This is a genomic window from Scandinavium sp. UTDF21-P1B (genome assembly GCF_040750395.1).
Classification (GTDB): Bacteria; Pseudomonadota; Gammaproteobacteria; order Enterobacterales; family Enterobacteriaceae; genus Scandinavium.
In genome coordinates this window covers 26638-41856 of the sequence record NZ_JBFLVD010000009.1, presented here as the reverse complement: position 1 = coordinate 41856, position 15219 = coordinate 26638, and the positions used below count along the sequence as shown (strand labels likewise).

The window sequence follows — 15219 nt, the reverse complement described above, 5'->3', positions numbered from 1 at the left end:
ACGAACTTTGCAACAGTGCCGGCCTGACTTTGGTGTGCGCAGGCTTTTCGCTGGGCTTTGGCGTGACGATGAGTCAGGCGCTGGGGCCGTTCCGCCAGCGGGCGGGGGTAGCGAGCTCCATTCTGGGTATCGCTCAGGTATGTGGCTCATCGTTGTACATCTGGCTGGCAGCCCTTTCCGGCGTCAGCACGCTGAATATGCTGATCGGGATTCTGATTAGCTGTAGCATGGTCTGCATTCTGTTGACCACCTTTGTGTCCGCGCGGGCGGGCGCGCCGGACCATGAAAAAATCCCTGACCACTCTCGATCTTAATCTCCTCTTTTGCCTGCAGCTGCTGCTTCAGGAACGCAGCGTCAGTAAGACGGCGAAGCGGATGAGCGTCACGCCGTCCGCCGTCAGCAAATCTCTGGCAAAACTTCGGGACTGGTTCAACGATCCGCTGTTCGTCAAAACGCCGACCGGCCTGCATCCCACGCCGCTGGCCGTGAGCATGGAGCAGGATCTGGCTGACTGGATGCAGATGAGCCACCAGCTTCTGGATAAACCACACTACGACACGCCCCGCGGATTGACGTTTGAACTGGCGGCAGAATCTCCGTTGATGCTGATTGCCTTCAACACGCTCACGCAGCAAATTCACCAGCGTTATTCCGAAGCAACGGTGCGTCTGCGCAACTGGGATTACGATTCGCTGGACGCCATCGTGCGAGGCGAGGTGGATCTGGGCTTTAGCGGGCGGGAAAGCCATCCGCGATCGCGGGAATCATTAAGCCTGTTGCCGTGGTTTATCGACTTCGAAGTTCTGTTTACCGACCTGCCTCGCGTCTATCTACGAGAAGATCATCCGGCCCTACAGCAAGAGTGGAATCTGGAGACGTTCCTGCGCTATCCGCACATCAGCATCTGCTGGGAGAAAAGCGACACCTGGGCGCTGGACGAAGTGCTGAATGAGTCCGGGCACAAGCGTCAGATAGCGATGAGCCTGCCGGGTTTTGAGGCCACTATGTTTATGGCCGCCCAGCCCGGGCATACGCTGCTCGCCACCGCGCCTTATTATTGTCAGTACTATAATCAACAGCACGGCCTGAAGCTGGTAACGCGCCCCATTCCACTGGACGAAACGCAGCTGCAAAAACTGGCCGTCCCTTTTACGCTGATGTGGCACAAACGCAACGGCCACAACCCGAAGATTATCTGGCTGACGTCGATGTTCAAACAGCTGTACGGTGAAGCGTTTCAGTCTGGTTTACTCAGCGATGAGCCCACAAATGTGTGAACTGACAGACCATTGCGGCTAAGGAAATGTAAATGTGCTGGTCGGGAACTTTCCCGGCCTGTTATCCAACATTAAAACCTCATCAACCTGGGTGATAATAGAGTTACATTCTCAGCCTCACAGACCATTAATCACGGAGCGACATAATGGCAATGCATTTTGCAAGAGGGATCCTTAACGACGGACATCTGCACTCAGTGCGACTTTCCTCGTCCTGTCACAACGAAGCGCGAAAGCTGCCTCAGCATCGCCAGGCACGTTTCCTGGCCTCGCGCGGGCTGCTCGCCGAGCTGTTATTTATGCTCTACGGCACCAGCGAACTTCCGGAAATAATCTACCGCCCCGATGGAAAACCCGTTTTTCGCGATGAGAACCATCCGCGCTTTTCCATTGCTTACGCCGGGAATATTGTCGGCGTGGCGCTGACCACCGAAGGCGAATGTGGTCTGGACATGGAGCTTCAGCGTGCTACCCGCAGCTTTCATCATCCTCATGCCCCGGAAACCTATCCCTTCAGCAGCAATGAAACAATCTGGATCAACAACCAGAACGATCCCAATGAAGCTCGCGCACAGCTGCAGGCTTTACGCCAGAGCGTGCTGAAGCTGATTGGCGAGACACAAAGCGATTCGTCCCGGCATCTCCAGCTGTTACCCGGTTCCGGCCGTCTGAGAGCCGCCAAAGTGCTGCAGATTGAAGCCATTTGCGATGCAGAAGACGTACTGGTGTGGTCCGTTGCGGCAACGCCTGCTATCGAAAGGCTAAAGGTCTGGGAGTTCGACAGCAAAACCGGATGGCGCAGCCTGCCGGATGTGCCCCTTCGCGCCAGCGAGCCTGCCGCACGCCTGATGCGTTTTACCAGCCTGCCTGCGGAAAAAGCCCTTATACTGAACTGACCCATCATGATGAAAACTAAAGGAGTAATCATGTCTGAAGCGTTAAAAGTTGTTACGTTGCTGGGGAGCCTGCGCAAAGGTTCATTTAACGGTATGGTCGCACGAACTCTGCCAAATCTCGCCCCGGCGAGCATGGAAATCAGCGCACTGCCGTCCATCAGCGATATCCCGCTGTATGACGCCGATATCCAACAGGAAGAGGGATTCCCGCAGAGCGTAGAGGCGCTGGCGGCACAAATTCGTGAGGCTGATGGCGTAGTGATCGTGACGCCTGAGTATAACTATTCCGTGCCGGGTGGCCTGAAAAACGCCATCGACTGGCTGTCTCGTCTGCCTGAACAGCCGCTGGCCGGGAAGCCGGTACTGATCCAGACCAGCTCAATGGGCGCGATCGGCGGCGCACGCTGTCAATATCATCTGCGTCAGATTCTGGTGTTCCTGGACGCGATGGTGATGAACAAACCTGAATTTATGGGCGGCGTGATTCAAAACAAAGTCGACCCGCAAACGGGTGAAGTGGTGGATCAAAGCACGCGCGATCACCTCACAGGTCAGCTGACCGCGTTTGGTGAATATATTCAGCGAGTGAAAGCGTAAAAGAAAAAGGTGTGCGGCCTGATGCCCTCACCCCAGCCCTCTCCCACAGGGAGAGGGTGCAAACACAAAAGGCCTTCCCTCGGGAAGGCCTTGCTGTTTATTTTGCCACCTGACACCACAAGCCACACCTTAATGAGCGTCAATAAACACAATCTTCAGCACAAACAGTAACGCCACGATAATCACGCACGGGCTCAGGTCGCGGAAACGACCGGTCCCGATTTTCATCACGCAGTAAGAGATAAAGCCCAGCGCGATGCCTTCGGTGATCGAGAAGCTGAACGGCATCATCACAGCAGTAATAAACGCCGGAACGGCTTCGGTCAGCTCGTCCCACTTCACGCGGGCCAGGCTTGAGGTCATCAGCACGCCTACATAAATCAGCGCACCTGCTGCCGCATAAGGTGGCACCATGCCAGCCAGCGGTGAGAGGAAAATCACCAGCAGGAACAGCAGGCCAACCACGACTGCCGTCAGGCCGGTACGACCACCGACGGAAACGCCGGAAGAGGATTCAATGTACGCGGTAACGGAAGACGTGCCGATAAAGGAACCGGCAACGGAAGAGATGCTGTCCACGTACAGCGCCTGCTTCATGCGCGGGAATTTGCCTTTTTCGTCGGTCAGACCCGCTTTATCCGTCACGCCGATCAGGGTACCGGAGGAGTCAAACAGGTTTACCAGCATGAAGGAGAAGATAACGCCTGCCAGGCCGAGGTTTAATGACCCCGCCAGGTCAACGTGGCCAATAACGGAAGTCACATCCGGCGGCGTGGAGACGATACCAGCGTAGTGCACATCGCCCAGCATCCAGCCCAGCAGGGTGGTGACAACGATAGACACCAGCACCGCGGCATGAATGTTACGCGAAGCCAGAATAGCGATAATAAAGAAGCCCAGCACGCCCAGCAGCACGCTGTGGGAAGTCAGATTACCAATGCTCACCAGCGTCTCTTTGTTGGCAACGATCACGCCCGCATTTTTCAGGCCCATCATGCCGATGAACAGTCCGATACCGCTGGTGATCCCCACGCGCAGGCTTACCGGGATATTGGCAATCATCCAGTAGCGCACGCGGAAGATGGTCAGCAGCAGCAGGCCAATCGCGCCCCAGAAGATAGCACCCATACCCACCTGCCACGGCAGGCCCATCGCCTGCACGACCACGAAGGCGAAGAACGCATTCAGGCCCATAGCCGGTGCCAGCGCAACCGGCAGGTTCGCAAACAGACCCATCATGATGCTGCCGAAGGCGGCAATCAGGCAGGTGGTGACGAAGACGGCGCTGGTGTCCATGCCAGCCACGCCCAGAATTTGCGGGTTTACAAAAACGATGTAAACCATCGTCAGGAAGGTGGTAAATCCGGCAATCACTTCCGTGCGTGCCGTCGTTCCGTGCTCGCGCAGTTTAAACACGCGCTGAAGCAGACCCTGACCTGACGCCTGGGTGTTATCTTGTTGGCTCATCTTCTTGCTTCCGAACATAAGGAGGGGAAAATTCGTCGCTATCCTATACCAAAATGCGACAATAGGGGCGCTTCGAATGCATTTTTTTCATTGATTTTGCTTATACGGCAACGATTGCGTCGGGCAAATTGTATTACGTAAACGTTAAACTTGTGACAACAGGAAACGGCATGTCCAGTATTGAGGCGGTATTCTTCGACTGCGATGGCACGCTGGTCGACAGTGAAGTGATTTGTTCCCGGGCTTATGTCCACATGTTCCGGGAGTTTGGCATCACCCCTGAGCTTGAAGAGATCTTCAAACGCTTTAAAGGGGTGAAGCTGTACGAGATTATCGACACCATTAATGCCGAGTACGGCGTGAAGCTTGAAAAAGAGAGGCTGGAACCCGTTTATCGTGCCGAGGTTGCGCGGCTGTTCGACAGCGAGCTCGAAGCGATCGATGGCGCAAATGCCCTGCTGGACGCGATGACGGTTCCGATGTGCATCGTCTCCAACGGTCCGGTGAGTAAAATGCAGCACTCTTTAGGCAACACCGGCCTGCTGCATCATTTTCCCGATAAGCTGTTCAGCGGCTATGACATTCAGGCCTGGAAACCCGATCCGGCGCTGATGTACCACGCGGCGAAAGCCATGAACGTTGATCCGGTAAAGTGCGTGCTGGTCGACGATTCCAGCGCGGGGGCGATGTCCGGCGTGGCGGCAGGGATGGAGGTGTTTTACTTCTGTGCCGATCCGCACAACCAGCCAATTAACCACCCGAAGGTAACGACGTTTACGCGTCTGGATGAGTTACCAGGATTGTGGAAGGCCCGGGGCTGGAGCATTACGGAATAATTTTTCTGAATGCCTGATACGCAAGCTTATCCGGCCTACGGGATCCCCGGTTTCGTAGGGCGGGTAAGCAACGCGCCACCCGCCAGACGTTCCGCTTACTCCTTCGGATCTTTCCCCGCCAGCAGCTTGTCCAGCTCGTCGCCACCGACGTGACGGAAATCCTGCCCCTTCACGAAGTAGAAGATGTATTCGCAGATGTTCTGGCAGCGATCGCCGATACGTTCGATAGAGCGGGCGCAGAACAGGGCGGTCAGCACGCTTGGAATGGTGCGGGAATCTTCCATCATGTAGGTCATCAGCTGACGCACGATGCCTTCATATTCCTGATCCACTTTTTTGTCTTCGCGATAAATTCGCACCGCTTCATCCAGATCCATGCGCGCAAACGCATCCAGCACGTCGTGTAGCATCTGCACGGTGTGGCGACCCAGCGATTCCAGGCTCACCAGCAGCGGCTGATGCTGTTGGGAGAACTTCTCCAGCGCGGTGCGGCAGATTTTGTCGGCAACGTCACCAATACGCTCCAGCTCGGCGATGGTTTTAATGATCGCCATTACCAGGCGCAGGTCACTCGCGGTCGGCTGACGCTTGGCAATGATGCGCACGCAGGCTTCGTCGATAGCGACTTCCATCATGTTGACCTGCTTGTCACCGTCGATAACGCGCTTCGCCAGATCCTGATCCTGGTTATGCATCGCGGTGATGGCGTCGGACAGCTGCTTCTCCACCAGCCCCCCCATGGTCATCACCTGGGTGCGAATATGCTCCAGCTCTGCGTTGAACTGGCCGGAAATGTGTTTGTTAAGATTGAGGTTATCCATGTGCGCTCCAAATCAACCGTAGCGGCCAGTAATGTAGTCTTCAGTTTGTTTCTTCGCAGGTCGGGTGAACAGCGCATCGGTATCGCTAAATTCAATCAGTTCGCCAAGATACATAAACGCAGTATGGTCGGAACAGCGCGCCGCCTGCTGCATGTTATGAGTAACGATCACCACGGTGTAGTCCTGCTTAAGCTCAGTGATGAGCTCTTCAATGCGGCCCGTTGAAATCGGGTCCAGCGCTGAACATGGCTCATCCAGCAGCAGTACTTCCGGGCGAATCGCAATTCCGCGGGCAATGCACAGACGCTGCTGCTGGCCGCCGGAGAGAGAATAGCCGCTCTGGTGCAGCTTATCCTTTGTTTCATTCCATAATGCGGCCTTGGTCAGCGCCCACTGCACGCGCTCGTCCATATCCGCACGGGACAGCTTCTCAAACAGGCGTACGCCGAAGGCGATGTTGTCATAAATCGACATCGGGAACGGCGTCGGCTTCTGGAACACCATGCCAACTTTGGCGCGCAGCAGGGCAATATCCTGGGTATTGGTCAGAATGTTGTCGCCATCCAGCAGGATTTCACCCTCCGCGCGCTGCTCCGGATAGAGCTCAAACATTTTGTTGAACGTGCGCAGCAGGGTGGATTTTCCGCAGCCCGACGGGCCGATAAACGCCGTTACCTGGTTTTTGGCGATATCCAGGTTAATGTTTTTCAGGGCATGGAATTTGCCGTAGTAGAAGTTCAAATCACGAACTGAAATCTTACCCGGGGTCGTCTCAACCATACTCATCTCAATCTCTTCCTCATTCAGCGCCGCTCTTCGCCACGCTGTAAAAAATTAACCGTGTTTCTTCTTCGCGAAAATGATGCGCGCCAGAATGTTCAGCAACAGAACGCACAGGGTAATGATCAGCACCCCGGCCCAGGCCAGCTGTTGCCACTCGGCAAACGGGCTCATGGCAAATTTGAAAATGGTCACCGGCAGGTTGGCAATCGGCTGCATCATGTCGGTGCTCCAGAACTGGTTCGACAGCGCGGTGAACAGCAGCGGTGCGGTTTCACCAGCAATACGCGCAACGGCCAGCAGCACCCCGGTCATGATCCCTGATATGGAGGCCTTCAGCGTGATGGAGGACACCATCTTCCACTTTGGCGTACCCAGTGCATAAGCCGCTTCACGCAGATTATCCGGCACCAGCTTCAGCATGTTCTCAGTAGTACGAATCACGATAGGCACCTGCAGCAGCGCCAGCGCAATCACGCCCGCCCAGCCGGAAAAGTGCTGCATCTTCGCCACGACGATGGTGTAAACGAACAGGCCCACCACGATGGATGGCGCAGAAAGCAGAATGTCGTTAATGAAACGAATCACCTCCGCAAGCCAGGATTTACGTCCGTATTCCGCCAGATAGATACCCGCCATGATCCCCATCGGTGTACCGATGACGGTTGACCACAGGATCAACAGGCAGCTACCGGCTAATGCGTTTGCAAGCCCTCCGCCCGCAGTATTTGGCGGCGGCGTCATTTCGGTGAACAGCGCGATCGACATGCCATCGATACCGCGGGTAATGGTGGAGAACAGGATCCACACCAGCCAGAACAGGCCAAAAGCCATAGTCGCCATCGACAGCGTCAGGGCGATGCGGTTTTTGGTACGACGACGCGCCTGCATTTTGCGGCGGGATTCAATGAGCTCAGGGCTGGTTTGCATTTCTAAAGTCGCCATTAGCGTGCCCCCTCGTTTTTCGCGAGGCGTTTAATCATCAGCTTGGAGATCGCCAGTACGATAAAGGTGATCACGAACAGGATCAGGCCCAGTTCCATCAGCGCCGCAACGTGCAGCCCGGATTCGGCTTCAGCAAATTCGTTCGCCAGTGCAGAGGTGATGCTGTTGCCCGGCATATACAGCGAAGCGCTGTCGAGCTGGTAGGTATTGCCGATGATAAAGGTCACCGCCATGGTTTCACCCAGCGCGCGCCCGAGGCCAAGCATGACGCCACCGATCACCCCATTTTTGGTGAACGGCAGAACGATACGCCAGATAACTTCCCAGGTGGTGCAGCCGATACCGTAGGCCGACTCTTTCATCATCACCGGTGTTTGTTCGAACACATCGCGCATAACGGCGGCGATGTAAGGAATAATCATGATGGCGAGGATCACGCCAGCGGCCAGTAAACCGATACCAAACGCCGGGCCGGAGAACAGCGCGCCGACAAATGGAATCGCCGACAGTACGTTGCCGACCGGCTCCTGAAAGTAAGTCGCAAACAGCGGCGCAAAGATGAACAGGCCCCACATCCCGTAGACGATACTTGGAATAGCGGCTAACAGCTCAATGGCAATCCCCAGCGGACGCTTCAGCCAGTTTGGCGCGAGTTCCGTCAGAAACAGGGCGATACCAAAACTCACCGGAACGGCAATCAGCAGGGCGATAATGGAGGTCACCAGCGTGCCGTAAATGGGCACCAGCGCACCGTAGATATCGTTTGGCGCATCCCACTCTTTGGTCCACAGGAAGGAGAAACCAAACTTCTGAATACTTGGCCAGGAGGAGAAAATCAGGGAAACAATGATGCCACCCAGCATCAATAGCACAATCAGCGCCGCCAGTTTTACCAGCACGCTGAAAATGATGTCACCCTTTTTACCCGGTGGGTTAAATGCAGGCTTGGTTGCAGCCATAAATTACTCTTTCAGTTAATCACCCGAACGATGCCCGGCGGCGCTTATGCTGGCCGGGCCTACAAAAACAGCATGTTACCTGATTTTTGTAGGGCGGATAAGCGAAGCGCCATCCGCCATCAACAACAAACCTCGATTAGTACAGCGCTTTACCGCTGCTGTCTTTCACGTTGGTTTTCCATGCAGCGCGAACCTGCTCAACCACGCTCTCTGGCAGTGACGCATAATCCAGTGCGTTTGCTTCTTTGGCGCCGTTTTTGTAGGCCCAGTCAAAGAACTTCAGCACTTCAGCACCCTGCTCAGGCTTCTTCTGCTCTTTGTGGACCAGAATGAAGGTGGTGGAAGTGATTGGCCACACGTCGTCACCTTTCTGGTTGGTCAGATCCTGAGCGAAGGATTTGCTCCAGTCAGCGCCTTTCGCCGCGTTAGCAAAGCTCTCTTCAGTCGGGCTCACAGATTTGCCATCAGCGGAAACCAGTTTGGTGTAAGCCAGGTTGTTCTGCTTAGCGTAAGCATACTCAACGTAGCCGATAGAACCCGGCAGACGCTGAACGAACGCGGCGATACCGTCGTTGCCTTTACCGCCCAGACCGGTCGGCCAGTTAACCGTCGAGCCTGCGCCGATTTTGGATTTCCACTCTTCGTTCACTTTCGCCAGGTAGCTGGTGAACACGAAGGAAGTACCGGAACCATCAGCACGACGCACTACTGCGATATTCTGAGAAGGCAGTTTCTTGCCCGGGTTCAGCTTCGCAATCGCTTCGTCGTCCCACTTCTTAATTTTACCGAGGTAAATATCCCCCAGGGTTTTACCATCGAGCACCAGCTCACCGGATTTGAAGCCTGGCAGATTGACCGCCAGCACCACGCCGCCGATCACGGTCGGGAACTGGAACAGACCTTCCTGAGCCAGCTTGTCATCAGACAGAGGCGCATCGGAAGCACCGAAATCCACGGTGTTAGCCGTAATCTGCTTCACACCACCGGAGGAGCCGATACCCTGGTAGTTGACCTTGTTACCGGTCTCTTTCTGATAGGTATCCGCCCATTTGGCATACACCGGCGCCGGGAAGGTTGCACCAGCGCCAGTCAGGCTTGCTGCTGCGAATGCAGAGAAAGCGCTCATTGATAAGGTCGCGGCGACAACAGTTGCGACAGTGGTACGCATAACTTTCATAATGTCTCCTGCAGGATTTCGTAAATCATTGTTTAAGTGGCTACGTTGAGCAAAATAGGGCAAACAGGTGACAGTTAAATGTACGAATTATGACAGTTTTATGACATGAAATATTTGCGTTAAAGATCGTTCATTTTTTATTTAATTATCAATTGATTATAATAAATTATGACATTTACTTGTCGGTAAAATTTTATTTTTATGACACTACAAACGTTAGCTGAAGAGGACAGATTGTCATCTCTGCAATGGCGAAAAAATCGACTTTAGTTTCTGCCGTTTCGACCGATGTTGTTAATAAACCCGCAACATTTATTGGATGAAACCTGTGCTGAACAACCTTCGAGTCGTAACCAGTATTATTATCGTACTAACCCTTTTTTGCGTTTTGCAGCTGGTCAGCGGAAGTCTGTTTTACTCCGCTGTGAATGGCGACCGTCAGAACTTTCAGAAATCTGACGTGCTGAACTCGCAGCTGGAAAATCTGGGTGACAGCGTTAACACCCTGATTAAAACCCGGGTCAACATCAACCGCGTCGCCATTCGCTTTCTGAAAAACCAGCGCGATCCGGATTCGTTGCGGGCGATTGATGAACTGCTGGGCATCGCCAGGAAATCGCTGGCCCAGGCCGATACTTACTTTAGCCAGTATAAAAACCTGCCGCTGGTGGAAGGACAGCAAAAGCCGCTCGCCAGCGAAATGGAAAAAACCTACCAGCAGATGTCTGGCTTGCTGAAATCCTCGATCGCGTTTTTACAGCAGGATAACTACGCCGCGTATGGCAATCTGGATGCACAACAGGCCCAGGATGCGATGGAGGCCAGCTATCATCTCTGGCGCGCCGAGAACACTTCCCTGCTGCATGCAGCCACAGAGATAAACAAACAGGCGTTCACTCAGATGCAGTGGACACTTGCCGGTATTTTTCTGACTGTGCTGATCATTATGGCCGCCATCTGGTATGGCCTGAACAATCTGCTTCTGAAACCGTTGCAGGACGTGGTGGAACATATCCGGATCATCGCCAGCGGCGATTTGTCACACCATAATCAGGCCAACGGCTGCCTTGAGATTGCGCATCTGGCCGACAACCTGAATCACATGCAGCAAGAACTCAAGCAAACCGTCACTTCGGTTCGCGGTAGTTCAGACACGATCTACCTCGGAGCCAGCGAAATTGCCTCCGGCAATAACGACCTGTCATCGCGCACGGAAGAACAAGCCGCCTCTCTCGAACAGACTGCCGCCAGCATGGAGCAGTTGACCGCAACGGTACGACAGAATACCGATAACGCACGCCAGGCGGCTCAGCTTGCCAGTACGGCTTCAACTACGGCTGCACTGGGCGGAAATGCTGTCGACAATGTTGTCAGCACCATGCAGAAAATTACCGAAAGCTCACAGCAAATCGCCCACATCACCGGCGTGATCGACGGGATTGCCTTCCAGACCAACATCCTTGCCCTGAACGCAGCGGTTGAGGCAGCTCGTGCAGGCGAACAGGGACGAGGCTTTGCCGTCGTCGCTGGCGAAGTTCGTACTCTGGCAAGCCGTAGCGCGCAGGCAGCTAAGGAAATCAAAGGGCTGATTGAAACGTCGGTCAGCCAGGTTCATACCGGCTCGCAGCAGGTGGCTGAAGCGGGGGAAACCATGAAGGAGATTGTGACCTCGGTAACGCGCGTCAGCGATATTATGGGGGAAATCACGACCGCGTCTGAAGAGCAGAGCAGGGGGATCGAACAGGTCAGCCTGGCGGTTTCGCAGATGGATAGCGTGACTCAGCAGAATGCTTCGCTGGTGGAGCAGTCAGCGGCAGCCTCGGCGTCACTGGAAGAGCAGGCAGAACAGCTGCGGCTGGCGGTTGCCGCGTTTCGCCTGTAAATGAGAAAGGAGCTCTGCACCTGGCAGAGCTCCGGTTACGCTTACTCGACGGTGACAGATTTCGCCAGGTTACGCGGCTGGTCCACGTCAGTGCCTTTAATCAACGCCACGTGATAGGCCAGCAGCTGCAGCGGGACGGTGTAGAAGACAGGCGCAATCACCTCTTCCACATGCGGCATCTCAATCACTTTCATGTTGTCGCTACTGGTGAAACCGGCATCCTGATCGGCGAAGACGTACAGCACGCCGCCGCGCGCGCGCACTTCCTCGATGTTGGATTTCAGTTTCTCCAACAGTTCGTTGTTTGGCGCCACAACGATAACCGGCATATCCGCATCGATCAGCGCCAGCGGGCCGTGTTTCAGCTCGCCCGCGGCATAGGCTTCGGCGTGGATATAAGAGATCTCTTTGAGCTTCAGCGCGCCTTCGAGCGCGATCGGATACTGATCGCCACGACCGAGGAACAGCGCGTGATGCTTGTCTGAAAAGCCCTCAGCCAGGGCCTCAATACGCTTGTCCTGCGACAGCATCTGCTCGATGCGGCTCGGCAGCGTTTGCAGGCCATGAACAATGTCGTGCTCCACAGACGCATCCTGACCTTTCAGGTTTGCCAGTTTCGCCACCAGCATTAACAGCACGGTCAGCTGCGTGGTGAACGCTTTGGTCGACGCCACGCCGATTTCCGTTCCGGCTTTGGTCATCAGCGCCAAATCGGATTCACGCACCAGCGAAGACCCCGGCACGTTACAAATTGCCAGCGACCCCAGGTAACCCAGCTCTTTCGACAGACGCAGCGCCGCCAGCGTATCCGCCGTTTCACCGGACTGAGAAAGGGTGATCATCAGACTGTTGCGGCGCACCGCAGATTTGCGGTAGCGGAATTCAGAGGCGATTTCGACATCGCACGGCACGCCGGCCAGCGCTTCGAACCAATAGCGCGAAACCATCCCGGAGTTATACGAGGTACCGCAGGCTACAATCTGAATATGCTCAACTTTAGAGAGCAGATCGTTGGCCTGAGCGCCCAGCTCGCTAAGATCGACCTGGCCGTGGCTGATGCGCCCGGTCAGGGTGTTTTTGATAGCGTTCGGCTGCTCGTAGATCTCTTTCTGCATGTAGTGACGGTAGATGCCTTTGTCACCCGCGTCGTACTGCAAATTCGATTCGATGTCCGGGCGTTTAACCTGTTCGCCGGATTTGGCAAACACGGTCACGCTGCGACGGGTCACTTCCGCGATGTCGCCTTCTTCAAGGAAGATGAAGCGACGGGTTACCGGCAGCAGCGCTAGTTGGTCAGAGGCGATAAAGTTTTCGCCCATGCCCAGACCAATCACCAGCGGGCTACCTGAACGGGCAGCCAGCAGAGTATCCGGATTGCGGGTATCCATGATCACGGTGCCGTACGCGCCACGCAGTTGCGGAATGGTTCGCAGAACAGCTTCACGCAACGTTCCACCCTGTTCCAGCTCCCAGTGCACCAGGTGAGCAATCACTTCGGTGTCGGTTTCGGAGGCGAATACATAGCCGCGGGACTGCAGCAGTTCACGCAGCGGCTCGTGGTTTTCGATGATGCCGTTGTGCACCACCACGATGTGGTCTGAGATATGAGGATGCGCGTTGCCTTCGGACGGCTCTCCATGGGTTGCCCAACGGGTGTGCGCAATACCGGTGCCGCCATGCAGAGGATGTTCTTCTGCGGCCTGAGCCAGCATTTGCACTTTACCGAGGCGACGCAGACGGGTCATGTGACCTTCGCTGTCGACCACTGCCAGACCGGCAGAGTCATAACCACGGTATTCCAGACGACGAAGCCCTTCGAGAAGGATTTCAGCAATATCACGCTGCGCGACTGCGCCAACAATTCCACACATAGTTAGATTTCCTGAAATGGCATGATGCCATGCGTTGTCGCTGACCTGTGTTTTCCGGTTTTTCCGGAGCCCCGAGCCTTGTAGAGAGTGGGGTTGTTTTTATGGGTGCTGCATGTTGGGAGGGGTGATATTTTTCACCCTCTGCCCTGTAAAACCGCCGGCCTGATAAGCGAAACGCATCAGGCGCTTTGCATTGCCGGATGGCGGCGTAATCGCCTTATCCGGCCTACAACTTACTTTTTCTTCACCGGACGCTGCCAGCCCTGCTTGTGGACCTGAGGCACGCGGCTTAATACCAGTTCGTTGTCACCGACATTGCGGGTCACGGTGGTTCCGGCAGCAATCGTTGCGCCTTTACCTACGCTGACCGGCGCCACCAGTTGGGTATCGGAACCGACAAACACATCATCGCCGATGAGTGTTTTAAATTTGTTAGCACCGTCGTAGTTGCAGGTAATGGTGCCCGCACCAATATTCACGTTGTCGCCAATCTCGGCGTCGCCGAGGTAGCTCAGATGTCCGGCTTTAGAACCTTTACCCAGGCGCGCTTTTTTCATCTCAACGAAGTTGCCAACGTGCGCGCCTTCCAGCAGTTCAGCTCCCGGGCGCAGACGTGCAAACGGACCGATCGTGCAGGCGGCGTGCAGTTGTGCATCTTCCACGACGCTATACGGGCTGATTTCGCAGTCGTCGCCAATGACGCTGTTTTTAATCACGCAGCCCGCGCCAATTTTTACGCGATGGCCCAGGGTGACGTTACCTTCAAGAATAACGTTAGTATCAATTTCCACGTCGCGCCCGTGGTTCAGGCTACCGCGCAGATCGAAACGCGCCGGATCGCGCAGCATCACGCCCGCCAATAGCAGTTTTTCTGCCTGCTCGCTCTGATACACCCGCTCCAGACGGGAAAGCTGAAGGCGGTTATTCACACCTTCCACTTCGCTCAGGCGATCCGGGTGAACGGCGGCAATTTCACGCCCTTCCTGGTATGCCATTGCGATAATATCGGTAATGTAGAACTCGCCCTGAGCGTTGTTGTTGTCGAGCTTGCCCAGCCAGCGCTTCAGATCGGCCCCGCCCGCAATCAGGATACCGGTGTTGATCTCCTGAATCTGGCGCTGCGCATCGCTTGCATCTTTATGCTCGACGATACCGGTCACCTTGCCGTCTTCGCGGGTGATGCGGCCATAGCCGGTCGGGTCATCCAGTTTAACGGTCAGCAGACCAATCCCGCCCTGCGGTTTCGCGGCGCGCAGACGCTCCAGCGTTTCCACGGAAATCAGCGGTACGTCGCCGTAGAGCATCATGATGTCTTCATCATCGGCAAAGAACGGCGCAGCCTGCTGCATCGCGTGACCTGTACCCAGCTGCTCTGCCTGGAGCACCCAGTTCAGATTACCTTCGGTCAGCGTCTCTTTGAGGAGATCGCCACCGTGACCATAGACCAGGTGAACCTGAGTGGCGCCTAATTCGTCAGCAGCATCAATAACATGCTGAACCATTGGCTTGCCCGCGAGGGTATGAAGCACCTTCGGGAGATCGGAATACATGCGAGTACCTTTGCCCGCGGCAAGGATCACTACGCTCATCGCACTGTTTGACATACGCATCCTGACAGAAGTTTGAGTGAGAAGTTAAAACCTTTCACATTGAAATTTCTACATATTTTTCATCATGAAATGGGATGCAGAGAAAACGCACAACGTGAAA

The 15219-nt window shown here is 55.1% G+C and carries 13 protein-coding genes and 1 pseudogene; 6 read left to right on the top strand and 8 right to left on the bottom strand.

Annotated elements, in window-relative coordinates:
- From AB1287_RS05600 to AB1287_RS05585, 4 genes and pseudogenes are all read left to right on the top strand, one after another.
- Positions 1 to 314, top strand: a pseudogene (locus AB1287_RS05600) (multidrug transporter subunit MdtL); the annotation flags it as partial.
- Positions 283 to 1278: an HTH-type transcriptional regulator YidZ gene (gene yidZ, locus AB1287_RS05595; protein ID WP_312628035.1), complete on the top strand. Its 996-nt coding sequence runs from the start codon at positions 283 to 285 to the stop codon at positions 1276 to 1278. The pseudogene AB1287_RS05600 and the gene yidZ, both read left to right, overlap by 32 nt.
- Before the next feature lie 146 nt (positions 1279 to 1424).
- The gene (locus tag AB1287_RS05590; protein ID WP_312628036.1) at positions 1425 to 2174 is read left to right on the top strand and encodes a 4'-phosphopantetheinyl transferase family protein; all 750 of its coding nucleotides are present in this window, start codon (positions 1425 to 1427) and stop codon (positions 2172 to 2174) included.
- 30 nt (positions 2175 to 2204) lie between these two features.
- On the top strand, positions 2205 to 2771 hold the full coding sequence (locus AB1287_RS05585) for an NADPH-dependent FMN reductase (protein WP_435617202.1): 567 nt from the start codon (positions 2205 to 2207) through the stop codon (positions 2769 to 2771).
- A 129-nt stretch (positions 2772 to 2900) separates the two neighbouring features.
- Here AB1287_RS05585 and adeP read toward each other — a convergent pair whose 3' ends face one another.
- A complete protein-coding gene (gene adeP / locus AB1287_RS05580; protein ID WP_435617201.1) occupies positions 2901 to 4238 on the bottom strand; it encodes an adenine permease AdeP in 1338 nt (445 codons plus the stop codon).
- 170 nt (positions 4239 to 4408) lie between these two features.
- On the opposite strand from adeP, the gene yieH reads away from it, so the two are divergent.
- Positions 4409 to 5074, top strand: coding sequence for a 6-phosphogluconate phosphatase (gene yieH, locus AB1287_RS05575; protein ID WP_435617200.1), 666 nt, complete (start codon positions 4409 to 4411; stop codon positions 5072 to 5074).
- 95 nt (positions 5075 to 5169) lie between these two features.
- Here the strand turns inward: yieH and phoU are convergent, their stop codons facing one another.
- The 5 genes from phoU to pstS form a co-directional block, all read right to left on the bottom strand.
- Positions 5170 to 5895: a phosphate signaling complex protein PhoU gene (phoU, locus tag AB1287_RS05570; protein WP_159768852.1), complete on the bottom strand. Its 726-nt coding sequence runs from the start codon at positions 5893 to 5895 to the stop codon at positions 5170 to 5172.
- Between the two features lie 12 nt (positions 5896 to 5907).
- Positions 5908 to 6681 carry a phosphate ABC transporter ATP-binding protein PstB gene (pstB, locus tag AB1287_RS05565; RefSeq protein ID WP_312630157.1) on the bottom strand — a complete coding sequence of 258 codons (774 nt, stop codon included), beginning with the start codon at positions 6679 to 6681 and terminating at the stop codon, positions 5908 to 5910.
- Positions 6682 to 6729: 48 nt separating this feature from the next.
- Positions 6730 to 7620, bottom strand: a complete 891-nt coding sequence (pstA, locus tag AB1287_RS05560; protein WP_435617199.1) for a phosphate ABC transporter permease PstA — start codon at positions 7618 to 7620, stop codon at positions 6730 to 6732.
- Entirely contained in the window at positions 7620 to 8579 is a 960-nt protein-coding gene (pstC, locus tag AB1287_RS05555) for a phosphate ABC transporter permease PstC (protein WP_435617198.1), read from the bottom strand. Before pstC ends, pstA begins: the two co-directional genes overlap by 1 nt.
- A 136-nt stretch (positions 8580 to 8715) precedes the next feature.
- Positions 8716 to 9756: a phosphate ABC transporter substrate-binding protein PstS gene (gene pstS / locus AB1287_RS05550; protein WP_312630086.1), complete on the bottom strand. Its 1041-nt coding sequence runs from the start codon at positions 9754 to 9756 to the stop codon at positions 8716 to 8718.
- Positions 9757 to 10084: 328 nt separating this feature from the next.
- Here pstS and AB1287_RS05545 point away from each other — a divergent pair, with 328 nt between their 5' ends.
- A complete protein-coding gene (locus AB1287_RS05545; RefSeq protein WP_435617197.1) occupies positions 10085 to 11638 on the top strand; it encodes a methyl-accepting chemotaxis protein in 1554 nt (517 codons plus the stop codon).
- A 41-nt stretch (positions 11639 to 11679) separates the two neighbouring features.
- Here AB1287_RS05545 and glmS read toward each other — a convergent pair whose 3' ends face one another.
- A complete protein-coding gene (glmS, locus tag AB1287_RS05540) occupies positions 11680 to 13509 on the bottom strand; it encodes a glutamine--fructose-6-phosphate transaminase (isomerizing) (RefSeq protein WP_435617196.1) in 1830 nt (609 codons plus the stop codon).
- 233 nt (positions 13510 to 13742) lie between these two features.
- Entirely contained in the window at positions 13743 to 15113 is a 1371-nt protein-coding gene (glmU, locus tag AB1287_RS05535; RefSeq protein WP_435617195.1) for a bifunctional UDP-N-acetylglucosamine diphosphorylase/glucosamine-1-phosphate N-acetyltransferase GlmU, read from the bottom strand.
- Between the last annotated feature and the right edge of the window lie 106 nt (positions 15114 to 15219).